The following is a 25,907-nucleotide window of genomic DNA, read 5'->3' as shown; positions in this document are numbered from 1 at the left end:
AGGCATGCCCCCATGCTTTGCAAGAAATCGCGAGGGCGTCGCGGCGCTCAAGCCTTCCGGCAGGTGCAGGGCTCGTAACCCCGCGCCATCAGCCGCCCCGGCGTCATGCCGATCAGCGCCGGGATCGCCTCCACCGCCTTTGCCTTGACTGCCTTCGCCATCTCGATGGCCGCAGCCGCGCAGACCGCCGCATCCTCGGCGGCGTTGTGGTGCATGAAACGCAGGCCGAGATGCTCGGCGATCAGGTTCAGCCGGTGCGAGAGGAAATGCGGCCATATCCGCTGCGCCATTTTCAGGCTGCAGAGATAGGTGAGCTCGGGATAGGATTGCCGGTAGAGATCGAGGCTCGACCGCCAGACGCTGAAATCGAAGGCGGCGTTATGCGCGATCATCGTCGCGCCCCTGAAATCGTCGTGGAATTCGTCCATCACTTCGGGAAACTCGGGTGCATCCTCGACATGCTCCGGCCGGATGCCGTGGATCGCGATATTCATCCCGGAAAAGCGCATCTGCTTCGGTCGGATCAAGCGTTCCTCGACCCGCGTCACCTGCCCGTCCTCGATCCAGGCAAGGCCGACGGAACAGGCGCTGCCGCGCTGCTCGTTGGCTGTCTCGAAATCGATGGCGATGGTCTTCAACGGCAAAATCCGAATCGTCTGCCCTACCGGAATAATCTGAGCTGCAGGCGAAGGCAAATTCCGACCTGTTGACATCTGCACGCAAATGGGGAAACTTCCACGCATGATCAACTCTGTGACATCGACCATGCATCATATCGCCACGACCCTTCCAGGGCACGCGGGAGCGATGGTGCGTCACTAGCCGTTCGATCATCCCGAGAACCCTGCCGAGGCGAGCAGGGTTTTCGAAAAAGCCGGCTCTCCTCCCCTGAAACCCAAGGAGGCCACCCCATGTCTGAAAACGAAGAGAATGAACCCCGCGACCGAGCGCGCCTGCCGAATGGCGTCGTCGTGCGCGCCGTGCGTCTTTCCGACGCCGAGGAGATCACCGATCTCATCAACCTGCCGGGCTATCGCGCCGGCACCCTGCGGCCGCCGTACCAGCGGGTCGAGGAAGTCCGCAAGAACATGGAAAATCCCTCGCCGGGCGCGCTCAACCTCGTCGTCACCGTGGATGGCAAGATCGTCGGCAATTGCGGCCTCAACCGCCTCGGCGGCCGCCGGCAGCACGTCGCCAGCATCGGCATGGGCGTGCATGACGATTTCACCGGCCGCGGTTTCGGCCGTATCTTGCTTGGCGCCATGGTCGACGCCGCCGACGACTGGCTCGACGTCAAGCGGCTGGAACTGACCGTCTACACCGACAATGAGGCCGCGATCGCCCTCTACGAAAAATTCGGTTTCGAGAAGGAAGGGCTTCTGCGCGCATTCGGCTATCGGGCCGGAGAGTATGTCGACGCCTATACGATGGCGCGGCTGAGGGCTTAAGCGACGGCCAGGCGATAAGGCTTGACGAGGCATTCGGCGGGAACGCCCCATGCCTCGTTGAGCTTGAAAATCATATCGACCGTCAAAGCACGCTTGCGGTGCAGGATTTCCGAGGCGCGGGAGCGCGAACCCAGGACCTCGCCGAGGTCAGTTTGACTGCGGCCGGTCATCGCCATGAAGGCATGCAGGAAATCGACCGGCTCCAGTTCGATTGTGGGGAAATGCCGGTTTTCATAGGCTTCGATAAGATCGGAGAGCACGTCGAACCTGTCCGCATCAGCCGAGCCTTGCAGCGGCGGATTGTCGAAATACGGAGCGACTTCTCCAAGCGCCCATTCCAAATCGCCAGCGCTTTTGATCGGCCTTATGTCCATTACACCGTCTCCGGATCAATCACCCGCCAATCAACGCCAGCCACTCGTCCTCGTCCATCGTCTGGACGCCGAGTTCGCGGGCCTTGTCGAGCTTGGAGCCGGCACCAGGGCCGGCGACGACGATGTCTGTTTTCTTCGACACCGATCCCGCCACCTTGGCCCCGAGGCTTTCCGCCCTCGCCTTCGCCTCGTCGCGAGTGAATTTTTCGAGTGAGCCGGTGAAGACCACGGTCTTGCCGGCGACGGGGCTGCCTGATGTAACCGGCTGTTCGGCCTCCGCGGGCGTCACCTCGTCGAGCAGGCGGCCGATCACCTCGATATTGCGCGGCTCCTTGTAGAACTCGACCATGGCACGCGCCACGACCTCGCCGATGCCCTCGATGGCGTTGAGATCGTTCCAGGCGTCACCGGAAAGCGGTGCGGCCTCCTCCATCGCGGCCGCAAAGGCCCCATAGGTGCCGTAGGAGCGCGCCAAGAGCTTCGCCGTGGTCTCGCCGACATGGCGGATGCCGAGCGCATAGATGAAGCGGTGGAGCGCGATGCTGCGCCGCTCGTTGATCGCCGCATAGAGCTTGCCGACGCTGACCTTGCCGAAGCCGTCGATATTCTCCAGCTTGGTGAGCGATGGCTGCTGGCGCTTCTCCAGCGTGAAAATCTCCGGCGCCGTGCGGATCTGCAGCGACGGGTCCTCGTTTTCGAAGAAGAAGTCGATCTGCTTCGAGCCGAGCCCCTCGATATCGAAGGCGTTGCGCGAAACAAAGTGCTTCAGGTGCTCCGTCGCCTGCGCACGGCAGATGAAGCCGCCGGTGCAGCGGCGCACCGAATCCATCTTGCCGGTCTTCTCGTTGACCTCGCGCACGGCATGCGAACCGCAGACCGGGCATGTCTTCGGAAATTCATAGGGCTTCGCCTCGGCGAGGCGCTTTTCCATCACCACGTCGAGGATCTGCGGAATGACGTCGCCGGCGCGCTGGACGATGACGGTATCGCCCTCGCGGATATCATGCTCCTCCGGCCGGATGCGTTCGCCGCTATTGCCGATGCCCTTGATGTAATCCTCATTGTGCAGCGTCGCATTGGTGACGACGACGCCGCCGACCGTGATCGGTTTCAGGCGCGCCACCGGCGTCAGCGCCCCGGTGCGGCCGACCTGGATCTCGATCTTCTCGACCTCGGTGAAGGCCTGTTCGGCCGGGAATTTATGCGCCGTCGCCCAGCGGGGGCTACGCGAGCGGAAGCCGAGGCGCTGCTGCAGTTCCAGACTGTCGACCTTGTAGACGACGCCGTCGATATCGTAATCGAGATCCGGGCGTTTCAGGCCGATCTCGTCGTAATGGGCCAGGATGTCGGCAACCGAGTTCAGTCGCTTCATCAGCGGATTGACCGGGAAGCCCCAGTCCTTGAAGGTCTGCACCATGGCAAATTGCGTATCGGCCGGCATCTCGGACATCTCGCCCCAGGCATAGGCGAAGAATTTCAGCTTGCGGCTTGCCGTGACCTTCGCGTCGAGCTGGCGCAGCGATCCGGCCGCCGTGTTGCGCGGATTGACATAGGTCTGCTTGCCCTCCGCCTCCATCTGCCGGTTCAGCGCCAGGAAATCGCTCTTGGCCATATAGACCTCGCCGCGGATCTCGACGACCGCGGGAACGCCCTTCGGCAGTTGGCCCGGAATTTCGGCGATGGTGCGGATATTGGCCGTGACGTTCTCCCCCGTCGTGCCGTCGCCGCGCGTGGCAGCCGTCGTCAGCCTACCGTTCTCGTAGCGGATCGACATCGAAAGGCCGTCGATTTTCGGCTCTGCGGTAAAGGCGATCGATTGGTCCGGCAGCCGGCCGAGGAAGCGATAGACGCCGGCGACGAAATCCTGCACGTCCTCCTGCGAAAACGTGTTGTCGAGCGACAGCATCGGCCGCGCATGAACGACGGGCGAGAAGGTGACGGAAGGCGCAGCACCCACCCGCCGCGAAGGGCTGTCCTCACGGATCAGTTCCGGAAACCGCGCCTCGATCGCATCGTTGCGGCGCTTCAATGCATCATAGTCTGCATCCGAAATCTCCGGCTGGTCCTTGCCGTGATAGAGCGCATCGTGATGCGCGATCTCCTTCGCCAGCCGCTCGAGCTCGGCGGCAGCCTCTTCGATCGTCAACGTGTCGACGGCGGAACCTTCGGTGGACATGGAACATCACTCCAGAGAATCTGGCCAGAAACTGCATTGTTTTTAGAGCAAAATCGACGGATGAAAAGAGAGGCTGCGCGATCGACTTACGGGAGATCAGAGTGATTTCGCCACGGTCGCCAGCGAGAGGAAAAGCTGCAACGGTTTCGTTTCGAAAGCGATGAATCCGAAATGCCGATAGAAGGCGGCGGCCTGCTCGTCTTTCGCGTCCACGGCCAAAGCAAAAACGCCCAATTCCGAACGCAGGGCACGATTTGCGGCGTCCCATAGCAGCGCCGCGCCAAGTCGCCTGCCCTGAAAATCCTTGTCGATCGCCAGCCGTCCGATCCGTGCAACGGGAATGGCTGGATAAGGCGGAAGCCGACGGGCCTTGTCTTCCGGAATATCCTTCAGCGCCACGTCTCCGGCTGAAAGCGTATAATATCCGGCGATACGGGAGGAACCCTCCGGAGAGGCGACATAACAAAGGGCGGCGCGGCGTTTGATATCTTGCCCCGCCTGCTCTTTCAAATAGCGATCCAGAACGAATACGCCGCAAGCAAAGCTCTTTCGATCATGCCCGGAATTCAACGCTTCGATTGTGAACTGCACCGTCACTGCGCTTTCAGGATCAGCGCGTCATGGGCAGCCTTGGCGCGCTTGAGGGCCTCCGCAGGCTCCGGCGGATCGAGCAGCATGTCGACAAAACGTGCCTGATCCTCGATCGACAGACGGATAAGCTGGTTTTCCTCAATCGTCCGCCGCGCCGCGTCCTGTGCCGCAGAGACGACGAAATCGCTGAGGCTGCGGCCCTCCATCTCGGCCGCTCGCTTGACGATCGCCAACGCCTCGGGACTGATGCGAGCTTCCAATCGGGTCGTGCGGCTGTTTTGCTGCGGCATCAGTTTTCTCCTTGCTCAGGATTGTACGGCGAAACACCGGACAAATGCAAGGAGGTTGCGAGGGGGAGAACAAAGGAAAGGGCATGCCGTGTGGCACCCCCCTCTGGCCTGCCGGCCATCTCCCCCACAGGTGGGGAGATTGGCTGGGCGCACTGGCTTCCCCAAACAACGACCGCAGAGTTATTCGATACAGCAGAGAGGGACGGATGATCCAACCTCTTGCCGATCTCCACCCTTGTGGGGGAGATGCCCGGCAGGGCAGAGGGGGTAGCCCCACGGAATGTTTGTCACCGTTGCATGTATAGAATGCCGGATCTCAGCATCGGACGAGCTCGCCTACCTCTCCTCCTCATTCCTGTGCCCGTCACAGGAATCCAGCCACCGCGCGTCTGCGCGGTGAATAGCTCATGGGAGATCAAAAGTTTCCCGCGTCCAAGGACTTGGACGCACTGGATTCCTGTGACAAGCACAGGAATGAGGGAAATCGGGGTCGGCCGCAGCAATCACCCATTACCCGCCAGCAGCCGCTTCGCCGCTGCCCTCGCCTCCTCCGTCACCGAGGCGCCGGCGAGCATGCGGGCGATCTCCTCGGTGCGGTCCTTGTGCGCCATCGTCGCCACGCGCGTGGCGATCTTTTCGGAACCTTCGGCCGCCGGCCCCTTGGAGATCAGCAGGTGCGTCGCCGCCCTTGCCGCCACCTGCGGCGCATGCGTGACCGAGAGAACCTGCACCCGGTCGGACAGTCGCTTCAGCCGCTGGCCGATCGCATCGGCCACCGCGCCGCCGACGCCGGTGTCGATTTCGTCGAAGACGAGCGTCGGGGCTGAGCCGCGATCGGCGAGCGCCACTTTCAGCGCCAGCAGGAAACGCGAGAGTTCGCCGCCGGAGGCGACTTTCATGATCGAACCCGGCCGCGTGCCGGGATTGGTCTGGACGTGAAACTCGACGACGTCGATGCCTTCGGCGAGCGCCTCTCCGGCATCCGTGGTGATTTCCACCATGAACCGGGCGCGTTCGAGCTTCAGCGCCGGCAGTTCGGCCATGACGGCCGCAGCCAGCGCCGTACCAGCGTGATGGCGCTTCTCCGACAGCGAGCGCGCCGCCGCATCGTAATTCTCCCGGGCCTGCCCGACCTCGGCTTCGAGCCGGGAAAGCTTCTCCTCGCCCGCATCGAGATCGGCAAGATCGGCGATCATGCGCACGGCAAGCGCCGGCAGCTCGGTGACGGGAACGGAATATTTGCGCGAGGCGGCCCTGAGCGCAAAAAGCCGCTCCTCCACCCGCTCCAGTTCCCTCGGGTCGTATTCGGTCTTGCGCAGCGCCGCTTCGACTTCCATCTGCGCGTTGGAAAGCTGGTCGAGGGCTGCATCGAGCAGCGCCACGGTCTCTTCGAGCAGCCCCGGCGCCTCGTGGCTCTTGCGCTCCAGCCGGCGCACCAGCGAGGCGATGTGCGGCACCGGCGAGGCATTGCCGTTCAGGAATTCGGACGCCTCGGCGATATCGCCGGCGATCCGTTCGGCCTTCATCATCTTCTGCCGGCGGTCGGCGAGCTCGTCCTCCTCGCCGTCCTGCGGCGAGAGCTTTTCCAGCTCCTCGACGGAGGCGCGGAGATAATCGGCTTCGCGCGCAGCGCTTTCCACCTTCTCCCGGTGCTTCTTCAGCGTCCGCTCGCTGTCGCGCCACAGGCGGTAAAGCCGGGCGACCTCGGCAACCTCGTCGGTAAGGCCGGCGAAGGCATCGAGCAAGGTTCGGTGGGCGTTGGTATCGACAAGGGCGCGGTCGTCGTGCTGGCCGTGGATTTCGACCAGCATCTGGCCGGCCTGGCGCATCAGCTGCACGCTGACGGGCTGATCGTTGACATAGGCCTTGGTGCGTCCGTCCGCTGATTGCTGGCGGCGGAAGATCAGGTCGCCCTCGTCGTCGATGCCGTTTTCACGCAGCAGCGCACGGGCGCCGTGGTCCATGCCGACGTCGAACACCGCCGTCACCTGGCCCTTGTCCTCGCCATGGCGCACCAAGCCGCCATCGCCGCGCCCACCGAGCGCCAGCGAGAGGCTGTCGAGCAGGATGGATTTGCCCGCCCCGGTCTCGCCCGTCAGCACGGAAAGACCGGTCTCGAAGGCAAGATCCAGCCGCTCGATCAGGACGATATCGCGGATCGAAAGCTGGATCAGCATTGGTTTTATGAACCGAGCAGGAGTTTCTTGCCTGCCGCAGCGATCCACGAGCCCTTATTCTCACGCGGCTCGGCGCCGCCGGTCTGCAGCAGCTTGTAGGAATCGGCGTACCACTGGCTGTCGGGATAATTGTGGCCGAGAACGGCGGCCGCCGTCTGCGCCTCGTCGACGATGCCCATGGCGTAATAGGCCTCGACCAGACGCGCAAGCGCCTCTTCGATCTGGTTGGTGTTCGGATATTTCTCGACGACGATGCGGAAACGCGAGATCGCGGCCAGATATTCCTTCCGCTCCATATAGTAGCGGCCGATCTGCATTTCCTTGCCGGCCAGCTGGTCGCGCGCGAAGCGCATCTTGGCCTGCGCGTCATCGACATATTCGGAGTTCGGATAATTGTCGACGACGGCCTGCATCGCTTCGATCGTCTTGGCGGAGGCGCGCTGGTCCTGCGTCACGTCGACGATCTGCTTGGAATAGGTGAGACCGATGAGATACTGCACATAGGCGGCATCCTGGGATTTCGGATATTGCGCCATGTAGCGGTTGCCGGAGGCGAGCGCATCGTCGAGGCGGCCCTGGCGATATTTGACGAAGGTGCTCATGACGAGCGCCTTGCGCGCCCATTCGGAGAACGGGTTCTCGCGGTCGATCGCATCGAACTTGCGCGCCGCTTCCGCCATGTTGCCGGCCTTCATGTTGGCGAGGCCCTGATTGTAGAGCACGTCTGGCGGATCGGTCTCGAGGCCGAGCTTGGTGATATCGATATCGGGGTCCGACTGGCAGCCCGAGATAGCGGCGCCTGCGCTGAGCACCAGAAGCGATGCGAACAAAGCACGCGCTGTCTTCATCATACCTTCAGATCCTGCATAAGCCATTCAAAAGAACCCCACTGCCGCCGCTCGCTCCACGGCAGCCACGCCTCGCTGGCGTTTCTAGCCACAAATGTGCATCAAGAGCAACGCAATGATAAGGCATTAACGCATTTTTGTGGCGGCAGTCGCCGGAATGACCGGCTTTTCATCTTCTTTCCAACCTGTTGCAGCTACGCATCTGCAAGAAAAGCCCATCACGCCAGACCGGCATAAAAAAACCGCCTCCTGGGAGAGAGGCGGCCTGGTCTCAATCATATGCTGGAGGTCATGCCGACCAGGGAGCGAATTCCGAAGCGCTGACCGCGATCATCTCGCGGGCGGCGACGCGTTGACGCTGCGTCGAAGTCTCCACCACCTCGTAGGCGGAGGGATCGGCGAGCAGTGCCTTCAGAGCATTGGCGTTCATCTTGTGGCCGCCGCGATAGGAACGATAGCAGCCGATGAACTGGACACCGGCAAGCGCCAGATCGCCGACGGCATCGAGCGTCTTGTGGCGGACGAATTCGTCCTTGGCGTAACGCAGCCCCTCGACGTTGATGACGGTGTTGTCGTCCGAGATGACGACGGAGTTTTCGAGCGAGGAGCCGAGCGCGTGGCCCGATGCCCAGAGACGCTCGACATCACGCATGAAGCCGAAGGTGCGGGCGCGGGAGAGTTCGGCCTTGAAGACGGAGGCCCTCATGTCGCCGGCCCATTTCTGACGGCCGATCAGCGGGCATTCGAAATCGATCTCGACCTCGAATCGCGTGCCGTCATAGGGGCGGAATTCGCTCCAGGAGCCGCCATGCTCGATCCGCACCGGCTTGGTGATGCGGATATAGCGGCGCTTGACGCCGAGAGAGACGAGGCCGGCCTGCTCGATCGCTTCGACGAAGGGCAGCGAGCTGCCGTCCATGATCGGCATTTCGGCGCCATGCACTTCGATCATCACATTGTCGAGACCGAGCGCATAGATGGCGGCCATGACATGTTCGACCGTCGCGACAGAATGGGCGGGAGAGAAGCCGAGCACGGTGCAGAGGTCGGTATTGCCGACCTGCGAGGAGACGGCCTTGAGTTCGGTGACGTCACCATTGGCGTGCAGGCGCTGGAAAACGACGCCGGTATCCGATTCGGCCGGGTTCAGGGTGATCGAAACATCAGCGCCCGAATGGACGCCGATGCCCGAGAGCGTCACGGGACGCGATACCGTCGTTTGAAAACCCAGCAAGCCAATTGCCATAAAAATTCTGCCTTTATTTTTCCGCTCCAGCGGTTGGTGCCACGGCGCGGTTATCATTCATTCTGCAGAAGGAGCTTTGTCCAGAGGACTCCTAGGGCAGTTTCCTTGCACCATACTTACGTGCGCCGGCGCTCCAATCCAAATCACTGTTTCTTTCGTTTTGTTACGAAGTCACACGATTGAATTCGCTCGGAAATTCCGCGCTGAAAAACGCAAATGCCCGGGACCTGAATCCCGGGCATAAACGGTGTCGAATCGAAGCCTCAGTTCGACTGGCGGCGCAGGAATGCCGGGATTTCCAGCTGGTCGTCTTCCTGCATCATGCGAGCCTGCGGAACCGCGCGGCCCTGGTCGTCGAGATTGCCGCGACGCGGTGCGTAGAGGCTTGCTTCCGGCGACAGCGGACGACGCTGCTGCGAAGCGGCCGACGGTGCAGCCGTCATGTCGGCGGCAACGGCGTCGTCATCGCGGCGGCCGAGCGAATTGGTGATTCGCTTGAGCAGGCCCATCGGACCGCGCTCTTCCTGCTGATGCGCCGAAGCCGGCTGCGTGCGATGGTCGAGTTCGGCCTGAACGACAGGCGGGAAATCCTCGACCTTCGGCATGCGCATCGGTTCGGGCGCCTGGCGGATGATCGGCTCCTGCCGGACTGCCTGGGGCTGAACCGGCTGCTGCTGCACCGGCTGGCTCATGACGGGAGCCGGAGCCGGCTGGACCGGTGCCGGACGCATGACCGGAGCTTCCTGTGCAGGCGCGAAGATCTTGCTCTGCGGACGGAAGACTTCCTGCTGTACGGCGGGCTGCTGGACGGGAGCGCTGGCACGCGGGGCCGGAATTTCGAGCTCGCGTTCCATCTCGGCTTCGCGGATGGTCTGCGCGATCGGATCGATGGCCTTCGGCGCCTGCATCACGGGGGCAGGCTGAACTGCGGCCGCTGCCGGAGCAACAGCCGCCGAGGGACGGATAGCGGGCTTTGCAACCGGCTGGAAGCTGCGCTCGGCGGCTTCGCTGATCGCCCGGTCGATGCCGGTCGCGACGACCGAAACGCGGATGATGCCTTCGAGCGATTCGTCGAACGTGGCGCCGAGGATGATGTTGGCGTCCGGATCGACTTCTTCGCGGATGCGGGTCGCAGCTTCGTCGACTTCGAAGAGGGTGAGGTCGCGACCGCCGGTGATGGAGATCAGCAGGCCTTGAGCGCCCTTCATCGAGGTTTCGTCGAGCAGCGGGTTGGCGATTGCCGCTTCGGCTGCCTGCAGTGCGCGGCCGGAGCCGGAGGCTTCGCCGGTGCCCATCATCGCGCGGCCCATCTCACGCATCACCGAGCGGACGTCGGCGAAGTCGAGGTTGATGAGGCCTTCCTTCACCATCAGGTCGGTGATGCAGGCGACGCCCGAATAGAGAACCTGGTCGGCCATGGCGAAAGCGTCGGCGAAGGTCGTCTTGTCGTTGGCAATGCGGAAGAGGTTCTGGTTCGGAATGACGATCAGCGTGTCGACAGACTTCTGCAGTTCCTGGATGCCCATCTCGGCCAGACGCATGCGGCGTCCGCCTTCGAAATGGAACGGCTTGGTGACGACGCCGACCGTCAGGATGCCCTTGTTGCGGGCGGCCTGCGCCACGACAGGAGCAGCACCCGTGCCGGTGCCGCCGCCCATGCCGGCGGTGACGAAGCACATATGCGTGCCGTTCAGGTGATCGATGATCTCGTCGATGCACTCTTCGGCGGCCGCGCGGCCGACTTCCGGCTGCGAGCCGGCACCGAGGCCTTCGGTGACGTTGGCGCCGAGCTGGATGATGCGCTCGGCCTTCGTCATCGTCAGCGCCTGCGCATCCGTGTTGGCGACGACGAAGTCGACGCCCTGGAGGCCTGCGGTGATCATGTTGTTGACGGCGTTGCCGCCGCCGCCGCCGACGCCGAACACGGTGATGCGCGGCTTCAGCTCTGTGATGTCAGGCTTTTGCAGCTTGATGGTCATGGTACCTGTTCCTTCTCTCTCTGGCCGCATCGCCACGCCGGCCAATTACGCAAATTTCAGAAGCTTTCCTTCAGCCACTGGCCCATGCGGGCTATGCGGCTGTTATTTCCCCCAAGCGACATGAGCAGACCGCTCTGTGACGCATGTGTCTCCATGTCCGCGACCTGCGGATAGATCATCAGGCCGACGGCCGTCGAAAAAGCCGGGCCCTTGGCCGCCGTCGGCAGTCCCGAGACGCCCATCGGGCGGCCGATGCGGACGTTGCGGGCAAGAATGCGCCGCGCCACCTCGGCAAGACCGGTCAACTGGCTCGCGCCCCCCGTCAGCACGACGCGTTTGCCGACGATCGGGCTGAAGCCGGAGCGCTGGATGCGGTCGCGGATCAGTTCCATCGTCTCTTCGATACGCGCCGAGACGATGCGCGAAACCAGCGCCCGCGGCACTTGCGACGGCTGGTCGCGATCGTCCTCGCCAATCGGCGGGATCGAGATCAGCTCGCGCTCGTCGGAGGAATTCAGAAGGGCGGAGGCATGCACAACCTTCAGCCGCTCCGCATCCTCGATGCGGGTGGAAAGGCCGCGCGCCAGATCGGTGGTGACATGATGGCCGCCGAGACCGACGGCATCGGTATGAACGAGCTTGCCTTCGGCGAAAACCGAGATCGTCGTCGTGCCGCCGCCCATGTCGATCGCAGCGCAGCCGAGCTCGACCTCGTCGTCGACGAGAGCGGCAAGGCCCGATGCATAGGGCGTCGCGACGATGCCTTCGACCGACAGATGCGCGCGGTTGACGCTGAGTTCGAGGTTCTTCAGCGCCGAGCGCTCCGCGGTCACGACATGCATGTCGACGCCGAGCGCGTCGCCGTACATGGCAAGCGGATCGCGGATGCCGCGCTCGCCGTCGAGCGAGAAGCCGGTCGCCAGCGAATGCAGCACCGATCGGTCCTGGCGCAGCGACTGCTGGCAGGCGGCCGACAACACCTTCTTCAGGTCGTTGAGTTCGACTTCCTGGCCGCCGAGATCGATCGTCGCGGTATAGATGTCGCTGCCGAGGCGGCCGGCCGTCAGGTTGACGATCAGGCTTTCGACGGTCAGCCCCGCCATGCGCTCCGCCGCATCGACGGCAAGACGGATGACGCCTTCCAGCGCGTCGAGATCGGCGATGACGCCGGTCTTGATGCCGCGCGAGCGCTGATGGCCGATACCGATGATCTCGATATTGTGCGTGCGGCCCGGCAGGATCTGGCTTTCCTCGCGCGGCGTCAGCCGGCCGATCATGCAGACGACCTTGGTCGAGCCGATGTCGAGCACCGAAACGACATGCGACCGCTTCGACGAAAGCGGCTTCAGGCGCGGCAATCCGAAATGGGATGAACCGAACAAGCTCATATATTCTGCCCCGACTTCTTCAATTCCTTCGTACGCTCCGTCACTGCCGCCTGCCTGCGGACCGCCGCTTCCGGCGTCAGCTGGATCGCGGTCCTGTCGGGCAGCCTCAGATCGACGGCAGCGATGTCGCGCTCCAGGAGCTGATGCTGTTTGTCGAACTTCGAAAGCGTCGCCAGCGCCTGATCGATGCCGTCTTCCGGCAGCTTGACGATGACGCCGTTATCCATGTGCAGGTCCCAGCGACGGCCCGATATCCAGACATAGGCCTTCACGCGGGCCTTCACGTCGGGCCACTTCGAGAAGGCGTCGTCGAGCGAAGCCGCTGCGGTTTCGGCGTCGCGGCCGACGACCAGCGGCAGCGCCGAAAACTTGTTGTCGCGCAGCGGCGCAATGACGCTGCCGTTCTTCTCGATCAACGAAAGCTCCTGCCCGTGCTGCCAGATCGCATAGGCCTGGCGCTCCTTGAGCTTCACCTCGATCGTCTTCGGATAGATCTTGCGGACCTCGACACTCTCCACCCAGGGAAGATGCGCGATCTTCCGGCGGGCGGCATCGACATCGAGCGCGACCAGCGAGGTCGTGCCGTCGAGGCCGATCAGTTGCAGGATCTCGATTTCGGAGGTTTCCGAATTGCCGGAGACCTTCACGTCTTCAATCGCAAAACCCGCAGCCGTCGTCGTCGCCTGCGCGACGGCTTCCGTATGACCGCCGAGCGACATGCCGTAGAGGCCGGTCGCAGCCAGGAAGGCGAGCGCCGACACCGTGCCCGTATGGGCGGGAATGTAGATGCGGCCGCTGCCGAGGCTGATCAGGAAGCGCGTGACGCGGCGCAGCGGGCGCGGCAGGACGAACCGCTCTTCGGCTTCCATGACCGGAAGCACGGCATGATGGCTGGGACGCCCTATCCTCTTGACCGTCAACGCAAACAAGACGCGTCCTCCACCATCCACCGGAGAAACTCACCAAAGGAATAGCCGGCATGACCGGCCATTTCGGGCACGAGCGAGGTTGGAGTCATGCCGGGCTGGGTATTGACCTCCAGCCAGATGATTTCGCCGTCTTCGGAGAAACGATCGTCGTAACGAAAGTCGGACCGACTGACGCCGCGGCAACCGATTGCCTGATGCGCCCTTAGGGCCAATGTTTGTATTTTTTGGTAAATATTCGGTGAAATTTTCGCCGGGATGACGTGTTTTGAACCGCCTGCGGCATACTTGGAATCGTAATCATAAAAATTGTGTCCCTGCGGCACCACCTCCGTGACGCCGAGCGCGACATCGCCCATGACGCCGCAGGTCAGCTCGCGGCCGTAAACATAGCGCTCGACCAGCACCTCCTCGCCGTAGCGCCATTCGGGGGAACTGACGACCTGGGGCGGATGCGTCTGATCTTCCGTGACGATGACGACGCCGAAGCTCGATCCCTCGCGCACCGGCTTCACAACGTAAGGAGGCTTCATCGGATGGGTCGACGGAAAGGCAAAACGGTTGATCACCTGCGATTCGGCGACTGGAATGCCGGCTGCCGCGGCCACACGCTTCGCCTTGCTCTTGTCCATCGCCAGAGCCGAGGCAAGCACGCCCGAATGCGTATAAGGGATCTCCAGATATTCAAGGATGCCTTGAATGGTGCCGTCCTCGCCGAACGGCCCATGAAGCGCGTTGAAGACGACATCGGGCTTCAACGCGGCAAGCTTCTCGGAAACATCGCGGGCAACGTCAATCACCGTCACCTTGAAGCCTTCGGCTTCGAGGGCTTCTGCGCAAGCCTTTCCCGAGGAAAGGCTGACGGGCCTTTCCGAGGAAAATCCGCCCATCAGGACAGCGACATGCTTGCGACTCATCAACACCCCCAAAAATAACTTCCACTTTTAAAACCGACGCTTGCGCGAAGCTGTCTGCGCCGTTTCAGGCCTTTGTCCGGCCTTGCATGCATTAGAGCATCATTATGGTTAATGAAGTGTTTACTTTCGTTAACTCTTTCCCCGAAACTTGGCGCCCCTTTACCTTTTGCTCATCGTGCGGCCATCCCCTCGCCATCCGAAAACGAACCCGAGCGGAAACGAAAAACACCATGGATTCAACGGCATATCCAACCGCGCTCACCCGCGATGGAATCAGCCAGGGGAATCGGATGCCATCTCTCCGCCGGATACCGGCAACAGTGAGGCGGAAGCCGGCATCTCGATTTGATTAATGCGAGGGAGCCGCATCACCCGGCCGTCGCCGCTTTTCTGTTGATGCCGATATCGCTTCCGGTTAGCGAAGGCCCATGGGTGAGCAAGGAGAAGATCATGCGTTGCCTCGTCACCGGCGCCGCCGGCTTCGTCGGTAGCCCGCTTGTCGAACGGCTGCAGGCAGAGAAGACTTGCGACCTCGTGGTGACTACGAGATCGCGGACCTCTGCCTTCCCGCCTGATGTCGGGCATCTTCCGATTGATATAACCGAGGGGACCGACTGGGCCACGGCGCTTGAAGGCGTCGACGTCATCGTCCACCTCGCCGCCCGCGTTCACATCATGAACGACCGCGCGGCCGATCCGCTAGCGGAATTCCGCCGGACCAACACCGCCGCGACACTCAATCTCGCCGAACAGGCCGCCCGATCAGGCGTGAAGAGATTCGTCTTCATCAGCACCATCAAGGTCAACGGGGAAGAGAACGACCGGCCGTTCCGCCATGACGACACGCCGAAGCCGATCGATCCCTATGGCATTTCGAAGCTGGAATGCGAAATCGGCCTGCGCGAAATCGCGGCGCGCACCGGCATGGAAGTCGTCGTCATCCGCCCGCCGCTGGTCTATGGCCCCGGCGCACGCGGCAACTTCGCCCTGCTCGTCAGTCTCGTCCGCAGAAAACTGCCGCTCCCCTTCGCTTCGCTGACGAACCGCCGCACATTGGTCGCGGTGCAAAATCTCGTCGATCTGATCATCACCTGCATGCGCCATCCCGCCGCCGCGGGCGAGACTTTCCTTGCCGGGGACGGCGAGGATCTCTCGACACCGGAGCTCATCAGGGGAGTTGCCGCAGGGCTCGGCGTCAAGCCGATGCTGGTCCCCTTTCCGCCTGCGCTGCTGCACATGGCGGCGAAGGCATTTGGGAAGGAAGCCGTCTACCAGCGCCTTTGCGGCTCGCTGCAGGTCGACATATCCCGGGCGCGCGAGCTTCTCGGCTGGTCGCCCGTCGTCACCCCGCGCGAAGGCCTGAAACTGGCGGTGAAATAGCTACTATTCGCTCGTCACGCCCTGGAATGGGCGCACTTCGCGGCCGGGCATGAAGACGCCGAGGCGCTTGATTTCCCATTCGAGCTTGATGCCCTGTTTCTCGAAGACCTCGCGGCGCACCTGCTCGCCGAGATATTCGAGATCGTAGCCGGTCGCCTGCCCCATGTTGATCATGAAGTTGCAGTGAAGCGACGACATTTGCGCGCCGCCGATCACCAGGCCGCGGCAGTCTGACTCGTCGATCAGCTTCCAGGCCGAATGACCCTCCGGGTTCTTGAAGGTCGAGCCGCCGGTCTTTTCGCGAATCGGCTGCACCGTCTCGCGATGATTGCGCACCGCATCCATTTCGGCGCGGATCTGGGCGCGATCCTCGGGATAACCCTCGAACAGCACGGAGGTGAAGATCAGGTCGGCGGGTGCTGCGGAATGCCGGTAGGAATAGCCCATCTCGGCATTGGAAAGCACATGCTTGTTGCCCTTGCGGTCGACAGCGTTCACCTCGATCACCCGCTCGCGCGTCTCCACGCCGTTGGCTCCGGCATTCATGCGCGCCGCGCCGCCGATACCGCCGGGGATGCCGTAATAGAAATGGAAGCCGCCGATGCCGTTATCCATCGCCATCGCCGCCACATGCTTGTCCGGGCAGATGGCGCCGGCGAGAATGCGGTTTTCGCCGGCAAGCTCGACGAAGCCGAAGCCCTTGGCCGAGAGGCGCAGCACGACGCCCGGAATGCCGCCGTCGCGCACCAGGATGTTCGAGCCGACGCCGACCACCGTCAGCGGCACTTCTTCCGGCAGGATCTTCAGGAAGGCGATGAGATCGTCGACGTCATGCGGCTGGAACATCAGCTCGGCCAAACCGCCGGCCCGGAACCAGGTGACGCGGTCCATGGGGGCATCCGGCGTGATGCGGCCGCGGATATCCTTTACACCGTCTCCCAAAGACGCGAGAAGCTTTTCCCCATTCACCTGTTTCATGCGGACTTTCCCGATAGGCCTTCCAGTTGCTTGGGCAGCGCCGCTGCCCAGGATGTGATGCTCCCAGCCCCCAACAGAACCACGAAATCGCCAGGCTTTGCAACCTCCGCAACCATCTGCGGCAGAAGTTCCGCCGAAGCGAGGAAGCGCGCGTCGCGATGACCGCCGGATTTGATGCGCGAGACGAGCGACTGGGAATCCATGCCTTCGATCGGATCTTCGCCCGCGGCATAGACCGGCGCCAGGAAAATACTGTCGGCATCGTTGAAGCAGGCGGCGAATTCCTCGAACAGGCTCGCCAGGCGGCTGTAGCGATGCGGCTGGTGGACCGCGATGATGCGCCCCTTGCAGGCTTCGCGCGCAGCCTTCAGCACCGCCTTGATCTCGACGGGGTGGTGGCCGTAATCGTCGAAGATCTGCACGCCGTTCCATTCGCCGGTCAGCGTGAAGCGGCGCTTGACGCCGCCGAAGGAAGCAAGCCCCTTGGCGATATCGGCATTCGATATGCCGAGCCGGTTGGCAACCGCGATCGCAGCCGTCGCATTCGAAATATTGTGGCGCCCGGGCATCGGCATGACCAGCCCCTTGAGCTCGATCACCTGGCCGGTGCGGCGGCGGCGGATTTCGACGTCGAAGATCGAGCGCGTGCCGTCGATGCGCACATTCTTGAAGCGCACGTCGGCCTGCGGGTTCTCGCCATAGGTAATGATCTTGCGGTCCTCGATGCGGCCCACCAGCGCCTGCACCTCGGGATGATCGAGGCACATGACGCCGAAGCCGTAGAACGGCACATTCTCGACGAACTGCCGGAAGGCGGCGCGCACGGCATCGAAATTGCCGTAATGGTCGAGATGCTCGGGGTCGATATTGGTGATGACGGCGACATCGGCCGGAAGTTTCAGGAAGGTGCCGTCCGATTCGTCGGCCTCGACAACCATCCACTCGCCCTCGCCCATGCGGGCATTGGTGCCGTAGGCATTGATGATGCCGCCGTTGATGACGGTCGGATCGAGGCCGCCGGCTTCGAGCAGGGTCGCGACCAGCGAGGTCGTCGTCGTCTTGCCATGCGTGCCGCCGATGGCGATCGCATTGCGGAAACGCATCAGCTCGGCGAGCATTTCGGCGCGGCGCACCACCGGCAGCAGCTTTTCGCGCGCGGCGATGAGTTCCGGATTGCTCTTCTTGATCGCGGTGGAAACGACGACGACTTCGGCGTCACCCAGGTTCTCGGCCCGATGGCCGACGGAGACCTCGATGCCCTTGTCGCGCAGGCGCTGGACGTTGGCGCTGTCGGACTGGTCCGATCCCTGCACCTTATGGCCGAGATTGTGCAGCACCTCGGCGATACCGCTCATGCCGATACCGCCGATGCCGATGAAATGGACGAGACCGATCGCCTTCGGCAGTTTCATGCGCGTGTCCTCTTGAATTCCGCTATTGTCCGTCCGGCGGCAATAGCCTCAACCATGTCGGCAAGCAAGTTCGCCGCATCAGGTTTTCCGGCGAGTTTCGCCGCAGCCGCCATGCCGGCAAGCTTTTCCGGGTCGTTCATCACATGGCCCAGAATGGAGGCGATGCGTTCGGGCGAAAGCTCCGACTGTGCGATCACCTTCGCTCCGCCGGTCGCGGCGAGCGCCGCGGCATTGGCCGCCTGATCGTGGTCGAGCGCATGCGGATAAGGCACCAGCACGGCCGGGCGCCCGATCACGGAGATTTCCGAAACCGTGGACGCGCCGGAGCGGCAGATCACCAGATGCGCTTTCGCCAGCCGCTCCGCCATGTCGGTGAAGAAGGGCGCGATATCGGCTCCCATCTCCAGCCTGGCGACGCAGCCGCTGACCATCTCCATATCTTCCGGGCGCACCTGCTGGGTGATGCGCAGACGCACTCGAAGCGCGTCGTCGAGCAGGCTGATCGCTGTCGGCAGCGCCTTGGAGAAATATTGCGCACCCTGGCTGCCGCCGAAGACGACGAGATTGAAGGCCTCGCCGGGCTGCGAGGGCGTATAGGGCACCTCCGCCGCGGCAATGATCGCCGGGCGAACGGGATTGCCCGTCGTCACCGTCTTGTCGGGAAAGGCAGCGCCGCCCTCCGGCAGGAAGCCGCCGGCAATGCCCTGCACGCGGGTCGCGAGCGCCTTGTTGGCGCGGCCCATCACGGCATTCTGCTCATGGATCATGGCGGGCACGCCGAGCCGGGTGGCGGCCAGCAGCGGCGGCACGGTGGGATAACCGCCGAAACCGACGACGACGACGGGCTTCAGCCGCTGGATCAGCCTCTTTGCCGCCCGCATGCCGCTCCAGAGCGTCCATAGCGAACGGGCGACGGCAACCGGGTTCTTCGAGCCGATCGTCGCCGACGGCACGACATGGATTTCCTCGGCCGGGAACTTGCCGGCATAACGCTCGGCCCGGCTGTCGGTCACCAGATGCACCGAATAGCCGCGCTCCTTCAGCTTGAAGGCCAGCGCCTCCGCCGGGAACACATGGCCGCCGGTTCCCCCGGCGGCAAGCAGAACGATGCCTTTGCTCATAGTCTCTTACTCCGCCGGCATGCCGTGCGGAACGCGGAAGAGGCTCCGGTCCTGCGCACGTTTTTCCGGACGATGGCGCGTCAGCGCCAGGATGAAGCCGGCGGTGACGCAGATCGCCACCATGGACGAGCCGCCGTAGGAAATCAGCGGCAGCGTCATGCCCTTTGCCGGCAGCAGCTCCAGATTGACGCCGATATTGATGATCGACTGGATGCCCATCTGCAGCACCAGGCCGGCGACGGCGAAGCGGTTGAAATCGTTCCGCTCGCGATAGGCATGCGACAGGCCGCGCAGCACCAGCACGGTAAACAGCGCGACGAGCGCCATGCAGAAGACGATGCCGAACTCCTCGGCCGCGACCGAGAAGATGAAGTCGGTATGAGCATCCGGAATGATGCGCTTGACGATGCCTTCGCCAGGTCCCTGGCCGAACCAGCTGCCGCGGATGATCGCCTCGCGCGCCGTGTCGATCTGGAACGTGTCGCCCTCGCCGGTCATGAACTTGTCTATTCTGAGCGCAACGTGCGGGAAGACGTAATAAGCGCTGAGCAGGCCGCCGGCCCCGCCGATGCCGAGCAGCATGATCCAGATCCACGGCATGCCGGCCATGAAGAACATGCCGCCCCAGACGGCCGTCGTCAGGATGGTCTGGCCGAGATCGGGCTGCGCAACGAGAAGGGCCGCAACGATGCCGAAGAGGATGATGGCGAACAGATTGCCGGGAATTTCGGGCTGGCGCGCATGCTCGGCAAACAGCCAGGCGCAGACGACGACGAAGGCGGGCTTCATGAATTCCGACGGCTGAATGGAAAGGCCGGCGATCCAGATCCAGCGCCTGCCGCCCTTGACCTCCTGCCCGACGAAGAGAACCAGCACCATCATCGCCAGCGAGATGATGAGGAGCAGGATTGCGGTGCGCCGCACCTGGCGCGGCGTCAGGAATGACAGCCCGAGCATCACGCCGATCGAGGGGATCATGAAGGCCGCATGGCGCTTGACGAAGTGGAAAGGTTCGAGCCCGATGCGCTCGGCAACTGCGGGAGATGCCGCAAACGACAGCATGAAGCCGATGCCCATCAGGAAGATGAACATCGCCAGGAAGAAGCGGTCGATGGTCCAGAACCAATCGGCCAGAGGCCCACGTTCCGCGCGGCTTACCATGTCATTTCTCTCCTGCTACAGGACCGATCAGCATCGTCATTCCGTCAAGCGCCGCCACGTGGCCGACGAAGGCATCGCCCCTGACTTCGAAGTTCTTATACTGGTCGAAGCTTGCGCAAGCCGGGGATAACATCACCGCCGAAGAACCGCTCTCGTCACGCTCCGCATCGGCCGCCGCATGCGCGACCGCCCGCTCCAGCGTGCCGGAGATCTCGTAAGGCACGGCCTCGCCGAGGGTGGCTGCGAATTCCGCCGCCGCCTCGCCGATCAGATAGGCCTTGGCGATGCGCGGGAAATAGGGGGCGAGCGTCGTGATGCCGCCTGATTTCGGCAGGCCGCCGGCGATCCAGTAGATGCGATCATAGCTCGAAAGCGCAGGCGCTGCCGCATCGGCGTTCGTCGCCTTGGAATCGTTGACGAAGACGACGCGGCCGCGTCTGCCCACAGGCTGCATGCGATGCTTGAGGCCGGGAAAAGAGGCAAGGCCCGCGCGGATGTCGTCGGCGGAAACCCCGACCGCAAGGCAGGCGGCGACCGCTGCCGCCGCGTTCTGCGCATTGTGGCTGCCGCGCAGCGTCTGAATGCCGTCCAGATCGGCAAAGGGCAGCATGGCCCCACCGGCGGCCTGAACGAGCCTGGTGCCCTCGGCATAAATGCCTGATGCCACCACGTTGCGGCGCGAAATGCGCACCACCTTGACGCCTGCCCGCTCGACGCGGTCGGCGATCAGCGCCGAATGGCTGTCGTCGATGCCGACGATCGCGGTATCGCTGCCGGCGACCAGCCGCTCCTTGACGTCGGCATAATGCTGCATGGTGCCGTGACGGTCGAGATGATCGGGCGTCAGGTTGAGCAGGATGCCGGCCGAAGGGTTCAGCGTCGGCGCGAGATCGATCTGGTAGGACGAGCATTCGACGACGAAATAACGCCCCGCTTTCGGCGGATCGAGCGTCAGCACGGCCGTGCCGATATTGCCGCCGAGCTGCGTGTCGTAGCCCGCCGATTTCAGGATATGGGCGATCAGCGCCGTCGTCGTCGACTTGCCGTTGGTGCCGGTGATGGCGATGAAGGGGCAGTCCGGCGCATGGGCGCGGCGCTCGCGCACGAAGAGCTCGACGTCGCCGACGATGTCGACGCCCGCCGCACGCGCGAGATCGACGGTCCAGTGCGGTTTCGGATGGGTGAGCGGCACGCCGGGCGACAACACGAACAGCGCCTGCTGGCTCCAGTCGATGCTGTGCAGGTCTTCCGTCCGGATACCATCAGCCGAAGCCTTGGCGACGCTGTCGGGATTGTCGTCCCAGGCGGTCACATCGGCGCCGCCCGCAATCAGCGCGCGGGCGGTGGCAAAACCGGAGCCGCCGAGCCCGAAGAGCGCGACCTTCTTGTCCTTGAGCGTCGTGACCGGGATCATCGCCGCCTCACCGCAGCTTCAGCGTCGAGAGGCCGAGCATGGCAAGACCGACCGCAATGATCCAGAAACGGATGACCACCTGGCTCTCGGTCCAGCCCTTCTTTTCGAAGTGATGATGGATCGGCGCCATCAGGAAGACGCGCCGGCCGGTCATTTTAAAGAAGCCGACCTGGATGATGACCGAGAGCGTCTCCATGACGAACAGGCCGCCGATGATCGCCATGACGATCTCGTGCTTGGTGGCGACGGCGACGGTGCCGATCGTGCCGCCGAGCGCCAGAGACCCGGTATCGCCCATGAAGATGGCGGCCGGCGGCGCATTGAACCAGAGGAAGCCGAGGCCGGCTCCGATGACGGCGCCGAGCACGACGGCAAGCTCGCCGGTACCGGGCACGAAATTGATCTGCAGGTAGTTCGCAAACACCACGTTGCCGGCGAGATAGGCGATGACGCCGAAGGAAGCTGCGGCGATCATGACAGGCACGATGGCAAGCCCGTCGAGCCCGTCCGTCAGGTTGACGGCATTGCCGGCGCCGACGATGACGAAGCCGCCGAAGACGACGAACATGATGCCGAGATTGATCAGGAAGTCCTTGAAGAAGGGAAAGGCGATCGAGGAACCGAAGGTCGAGCCGGCCGTCCCTGAAGCAAGGGCGGTGCGCATCATGAAGTAGACGGCGATGCCGGCTATGATGAACTCGATGCCGAGGCGCGCCTTGCCGGAGAAGCCCTTGTGGCTCTGCTTGGTCACTTTGAGATAGTCATCATAGAAGCCGATCGCGCCGAAGCCCAGCGTCACTAGCAGCGTGGCGACGACATAGACGTTGGAAAGATCGGCCCAGAGCAGCGACGCCCCGACGATGCCGGCAAGGATCATCAGCCCGCCCATGGTCGGCGTGCCGGCCTTCTTGAAATGCGTCTGCGGCCCGTCGGCGCGGATCGGCTGGCCCTTGCCCTGGCGGATGCGCAGCGAATTGATGATCGTCGGCCCGAACAGGAACACGATCAATGCGGAGGTAAAGAGAGCGGCGCCCGTGCGGAAGGTAATATATCTGAACAGGTTCAGAAATTTGAAATATTCCGACAGTTCGACAAGCCAGATCAGCATTCAGGGCCCCTTGTTACCCGGTCAAAGTTCGCGTTGCGTGTCGGCAAATGCCGGGAACTTGTCAAGAAGCGCGGCGACGATCTTGCCGAAACCGATGCCCAGAGACGATTTCACCATCAACACGTCGCCCGGGACGACCGAGTTCAACACATAGTCCGTCAATTCGCCGGTCTTCTCGCAGTATTCGACATGGACGCTTTCCGGCAGTGATTCCCTGAGCGCGGCCATATCCGGGCCCGCAAGCCAGACATGTTCGATGCCGGCGGCAAGAAGCGGGCCGGCAAGATCGGAATGGACCTTCTCGGCATATTCGCCCATCTCGAGCATGTCGCCGAGCACGGCGATACGGCGTCCGCGGCCGGTCGGCTCGGCGGCCGCCAGCAGCGCGATCGCCGCGCGCATCGAGGCCGGATTGGCATTGTAGCTCTCGTCGATCAGCGTGAAGCTGCCGCTGCCGATAGAAAGCCGGTGGCGCTTGCCCCTGCCCTTTTCCGGCTTCAGCGTCGCAAGCGCCTCGATCGCCTTCTCCATGTCGGCGCCGACGATCCTGACGACGCCGAGCGCCGCCAGCGCATTCTCGGCGATGTGGCGGCCGGGCGCGCCGAGCGCCACCTCCAGCGTCTCGCCGCCGATCGTCAGCCACAACGTCGAATTCTCGTCCGATCCGTTGAATTCCGCGAGCCGGTATTCGGCTTTCGCATGCTGGCCGAAGGAATGGATATGCTCGATGCCGAGCGATTGCGCCGTCCGTTCGAGGAAATTGAACTGGTCGTTGTCGCGGTTGAGCACGACATGGCCGCCGGGCTCAAGCCCCTCGAAGATCTCGGCCTTGGCGGCGGCGATCTCCTTGATGCTCTTGAAATTGCCGAGATGAGCCGGCGCGATCGTCGTGATGACGGCGACATCGGGGCGGATCATCGCCACCAGCGGCCGGATCTCGCCCGGATGGTTCATGCCGACTTCGAAGACGCCGTAATCGGTATCATCCGGCATGCGTGCCAGCGTCAGCGGCACGCCCCAATGATTGTTGAAGGAGGCGACGGAGGCGTGCACCTTGCCCGAGGGCGACAGCACGTGCCGCAGCATTTCCTTGGTGGTGGTCTTGCCGACCGAACCGGTGACGGCGACGATCTTTGCCCGCGAGCGCTCGCGCGACGCCTGTCCCAGGCGGCCGAGGGCGGCGAGCACGTCTTCCACGACGATCATCGGCACCGTCAGGCGGCCCATGGCCGGAAGCCTCGCCTCGCTGACGACGAGCAGCGAAGCCCCGTTCGCCATCGCCATCGAAGCATAATCATGACCGTCGACGCGGTCGCCCTTGATCGCGAAGAAGGCTTCGCCTGACGTAATCGAGCGGCTGTCGATGGAAATGCCGGTGATGCCTTCGGGCAGCGCGCCGAAGGGGCGCCCCGCCATCGCTGCGATCATGTCTTCGGTCGTCCAGAGCCAGCTCAAGATTTCAGTTCCTCCAAGGCCTTGCGCACCTCCGCATGATCGGAGAACGGCAGCGTGACGCTCCCGATCGTCTGCCCTTCCTCATGCCCCTTGCCGGCGACGATCAGCGTATCGCCCGATTTCAGCATGCCCACAGCCTCGCGGATCGCCGCGGCGCGGTCGCCGATCTCGGAGGCGCAGCTTGCCGCCGCCATGATCTCGGCCCGGATCGAAGCCGGCTCCTCCGAGCGCGGATTGTCGTCGGTGACGATGACGACATCGGCAAGGCGGCAGGCAATTTCGCCCATGATCGGCCGCTTGCCGCGGTCGCGGTCGCCGCCGCAGCCGAAGACGACGACGACGCGGCCCGTCGTGAACGGTCGGACCGAACTCAGCACGTTTTCCAGCGCATCCGGCTTATGAGCGTAGTCGACATAGGCAAGCGCGCCGTCCTTGGTGTGGCCGACCAGTTCGAGACGGCCGGAGGCGCCGACGAGCTTCTCGAGCGCGGCCATCGCGGCCTTCGGCTCGATGCCGGTCGACATGGCAAGTCCTGCCGCGACAAGCGCGTTGGCGACCTGGAAATCGCCGGCCAGCGGAATATCCACCTCGAAGATCTCGTCACCGATATGGATCTCGGCCGTCTGCTTGTGGCGAAAATGCTCGACGCGCTTCAGCGTGAGATAGTCGCCCTTGCGCCCGACGGTGCGGACGTCGTGACCGGCATCGGCCGCAGCCTTGATCGCCTGCGCCGACCAGGGATCGTCGGCAAAAATGATGGCCGGCGAGCCCTTCGGCAGCAGCGTATCGAAGAGCCGCATCTTCGCGGCCATATAGTCCTCGACCGTGGGATGATAATCCATGTGGTCGCGGCCGAGATTGGTGAAGGCGGCCGCCGCAAGCTTCACGCCGTCGAGCCGGCATTGGTCGAGACCGTGGCTGGAAGCCTCCATCGAGGCATGGGTAACGCCTTCATCGGCAAGCTCGGCCAGCAGCTTGTGCAACGACACCGGATCGGGCGTCGTCAGCGAGCCATATTCGTTGCGTGTCGGCGAAACCACGCCCGTCGTGCCGATCATCGCGGCCGCATGGCCCGCATGCGCCCAGATCTGCCTGACGAAGGAGGCAACCGAAGTTTTGCCCGCCGTACCTGTGACCGCGACCATGGTTTCGGGCTGCCTGCCGTAAAGGCGCGAGGCGGCGATGGAAAGGAAGCGGCGCGGCTCCTTGACCGCAAGCACGGGAATGGAGGCCTCGACGGCTTGGGAAGCGATGGCGACGGCCGCCCCCCGGGCGGCGGCATCGGCGATGAAGCCCGCGCCATCAGCCTTGGTGCCGGCGACCGCGACGAAGGCATTGCCCGGCTCCACCTTGCGGCTGTCCGAAGACAGGCCTGAAATATCAAGCAAGCCTGCCGGGCCTTCGAGCTGTGCTTCAAGTTCCGGAAACTGATCTCCGGCCAGGTCTCGCAATTTCATCGAATGCACTTTTCTCTCTTGAAGCCGGTTCACCCCTCGCGAATCGGCGCCGATATTCATT

Annotated in this window: 22 protein-coding genes; 2 read left to right on the top strand and 20 right to left on the bottom strand. The window is 63.3% G+C overall.

Annotation, left to right across the window (positions count from 1 at the left end; genetic code table 11):
• Window positions 1-47: 47 nt before the first annotated feature.
• On the bottom strand, window positions 48-638 hold the full coding sequence (locus ATY78_RS05630) for a 3'-5' exonuclease (RefSeq protein WP_088681354.1): 591 nt from the start codon (window positions 636-638) through the stop codon (window positions 48-50).
• A 273-nt stretch (window positions 639-911) separates the two neighbouring features.
• On the opposite strand from ATY78_RS05630, the gene ATY78_RS05625 reads away from it, so the two are divergent.
• Window positions 912-1,448 (top strand): GNAT family N-acetyltransferase, encoded by a 537-nt coding sequence (locus tag ATY78_RS05625; RefSeq protein WP_088681353.1) that lies wholly within the window; start codon window positions 912-914, stop codon window positions 1,446-1,448.
• Here ATY78_RS05625 and ATY78_RS05620 read toward each other — a convergent pair.
• The 11 genes from ATY78_RS05620 to ATY78_RS05565 form a co-directional block, all read right to left on the bottom strand.
• A complete protein-coding gene (locus ATY78_RS05620; protein WP_088681352.1) occupies window positions 1,445-1,822 on the bottom strand; it encodes an XRE family transcriptional regulator in 378 nt (125 codons plus the stop codon). The two genes, ATY78_RS05625 and ATY78_RS05620, sit on opposite strands and share 4 nt — an antisense overlap.
• Window positions 1,823-1,841: 19 nt before the next feature.
• The gene (gene ligA / locus ATY78_RS05615; protein ID WP_088681351.1) at window positions 1,842-3,998 is read right to left on the bottom strand and encodes an NAD-dependent DNA ligase LigA; all 2,157 of its coding nucleotides are present in this window, start codon (window positions 3,996-3,998) and stop codon (window positions 1,842-1,844) included.
• Window positions 3,999-4,094: 96 nt separating this feature from the next.
• Window positions 4,095-4,595: a GNAT family N-acetyltransferase gene (locus tag ATY78_RS05610; protein ID WP_088681350.1), complete on the bottom strand. Its 501-nt coding sequence runs from the start codon at window positions 4,593-4,595 to the stop codon at window positions 4,095-4,097.
• On the bottom strand, window positions 4,592-4,879 hold the full coding sequence (locus ATY78_RS05605) for a DUF1778 domain-containing protein (protein WP_088681349.1): 288 nt from the start codon (window positions 4,877-4,879) through the stop codon (window positions 4,592-4,594). Before ATY78_RS05605 ends, ATY78_RS05610 begins: the two co-directional genes overlap by 4 nt.
• 503 nt (window positions 4,880-5,382) lie before the next feature.
• Window positions 5,383-7,056 (bottom strand): DNA repair protein RecN, encoded by a 1,674-nt coding sequence (gene recN, locus ATY78_RS05595; RefSeq protein WP_088681347.1) that lies wholly within the window; start codon window positions 7,054-7,056, stop codon window positions 5,383-5,385.
• A 5-nt stretch (window positions 7,057-7,061) separates the two neighbouring features.
• Entirely contained in the window at window positions 7,062-7,931 is an 870-nt protein-coding gene (locus ATY78_RS05590; protein WP_190237397.1) for an outer membrane protein assembly factor BamD, read from the bottom strand.
• A gap of 262 nt (window positions 7,932-8,193) precedes the next feature.
• The gene (gene lpxC / locus ATY78_RS05585) at window positions 8,194-9,150 is read right to left on the bottom strand and encodes a UDP-3-O-acyl-N-acetylglucosamine deacetylase (protein WP_088681345.1); all 957 of its coding nucleotides are present in this window, start codon (window positions 9,148-9,150) and stop codon (window positions 8,194-8,196) included.
• A gap of 263 nt (window positions 9,151-9,413) precedes the next feature.
• Complete coding sequence (ftsZ, locus tag ATY78_RS05580; RefSeq protein ID WP_088681344.1) at window positions 9,414-11,129, bottom strand: cell division protein FtsZ; 1,716 nt, start codon at window positions 11,127-11,129, stop codon at window positions 9,414-9,416.
• 56 nt (window positions 11,130-11,185) lie between these two features.
• Window positions 11,186-12,517, bottom strand: coding sequence for a cell division protein FtsA (ftsA, locus tag ATY78_RS05575; RefSeq protein WP_064803798.1), 1,332 nt, complete (start codon window positions 12,515-12,517; stop codon window positions 11,186-11,188).
• Window positions 12,514-13,446 (bottom strand): cell division protein FtsQ/DivIB, encoded by a 933-nt coding sequence (locus tag ATY78_RS05570; RefSeq protein WP_088681343.1) that lies wholly within the window; start codon window positions 13,444-13,446, stop codon window positions 12,514-12,516. Before ATY78_RS05570 ends, ftsA begins: the two co-directional genes overlap by 4 nt.
• Window positions 13,434-14,360: a D-alanine--D-alanine ligase gene (locus ATY78_RS05565; protein WP_088681342.1), complete on the bottom strand. Its 927-nt coding sequence runs from the start codon at window positions 14,358-14,360 to the stop codon at window positions 13,434-13,436. Before ATY78_RS05565 ends, ATY78_RS05570 begins: the two co-directional genes overlap by 13 nt.
• A 450-nt stretch (window positions 14,361-14,810) precedes the next feature.
• Here ATY78_RS05565 and ATY78_RS05560 point away from each other — a divergent pair, with 450 nt between their 5' ends.
• Window positions 14,811-15,740 (top strand): SDR family oxidoreductase, encoded by a 930-nt coding sequence (locus tag ATY78_RS05560; protein WP_088681341.1) that lies wholly within the window; start codon window positions 14,811-14,813, stop codon window positions 15,738-15,740.
• Between the two features lie 3 nt (window positions 15,741-15,743).
• On the opposite strand, the gene murB is transcribed toward ATY78_RS05560, so the two are convergent.
• Genes murB through ATY78_RS05520 form a run of 8 tightly spaced genes read right to left on the bottom strand, consistent with a single transcriptional unit; the run spans window position 15,744 to window position 25,906 of the window.
• Complete coding sequence (gene murB, locus ATY78_RS05555; protein ID WP_088681340.1) at window positions 15,744-16,718, bottom strand: UDP-N-acetylmuramate dehydrogenase; 975 nt, start codon at window positions 16,716-16,718, stop codon at window positions 15,744-15,746.
• Window positions 16,715-18,130 carry a UDP-N-acetylmuramate--L-alanine ligase gene (gene murC / locus ATY78_RS05550; RefSeq protein ID WP_088681339.1) on the bottom strand — a complete coding sequence of 472 codons (1,416 nt, stop codon included), beginning with the start codon at window positions 18,128-18,130 and terminating at the stop codon, window positions 16,715-16,717. The genes murB and murC overlap by 4 nt, the downstream gene beginning before the upstream one ends.
• Window positions 18,127-19,251: an undecaprenyldiphospho-muramoylpentapeptide beta-N-acetylglucosaminyltransferase gene (murG, locus tag ATY78_RS05545; protein WP_088681338.1), complete on the bottom strand. Its 1,125-nt coding sequence runs from the start codon at window positions 19,249-19,251 to the stop codon at window positions 18,127-18,129. Before murG ends, murC begins: the two co-directional genes overlap by 4 nt.
• A 6-nt stretch (window positions 19,252-19,257) precedes the next feature.
• Window positions 19,258-20,412 carry a putative lipid II flippase FtsW gene (gene ftsW / locus ATY78_RS05540; RefSeq protein WP_088681337.1) on the bottom strand — a complete coding sequence of 385 codons (1,155 nt, stop codon included), beginning with the start codon at window positions 20,410-20,412 and terminating at the stop codon, window positions 19,258-19,260.
• A 1-nt stretch (window position 20,413) separates the two neighbouring features.
• A complete protein-coding gene (murD, locus tag ATY78_RS05535) occupies window positions 20,414-21,826 on the bottom strand; it encodes a UDP-N-acetylmuramoyl-L-alanine--D-glutamate ligase (protein WP_088681336.1) in 1,413 nt (470 codons plus the stop codon).
• A gap of 7 nt (window positions 21,827-21,833) precedes the next feature.
• Entirely contained in the window at window positions 21,834-22,934 is a 1,101-nt protein-coding gene (gene mraY / locus ATY78_RS05530) for a phospho-N-acetylmuramoyl-pentapeptide-transferase (protein ID WP_088681335.1), read from the bottom strand.
• Window positions 22,935-22,955: 21 nt separating this feature from the next.
• Window positions 22,956-24,389, bottom strand: a complete 1,434-nt coding sequence (locus tag ATY78_RS05525; protein ID WP_088681334.1) for a UDP-N-acetylmuramoylalanyl-D-glutamyl-2,6-diaminopimelate--D-alanyl-D-alanine ligase — start codon at window positions 24,387-24,389, stop codon at window positions 22,956-22,958.
• The gene (locus ATY78_RS05520; RefSeq protein ID WP_088681333.1) at window positions 24,386-25,906 is read right to left on the bottom strand and encodes a UDP-N-acetylmuramoyl-L-alanyl-D-glutamate--2,6-diaminopimelate ligase; all 1,521 of its coding nucleotides are present in this window, start codon (window positions 25,904-25,906) and stop codon (window positions 24,386-24,388) included. The genes ATY78_RS05525 and ATY78_RS05520 overlap by 4 nt, the downstream gene beginning before the upstream one ends.
• Between the last annotated feature and the right edge of the window lies 1 nt (window position 25,907).

Source organism: Rhizobium sp. R635 (assembly GCF_002211285.1).
In the GTDB taxonomy this organism is placed as follows: domain Bacteria; phylum Pseudomonadota; class Alphaproteobacteria; order Rhizobiales; family Rhizobiaceae; genus Rhizobium.
This window is presented reverse-complemented; position numbering and strand designations above follow the sequence as displayed.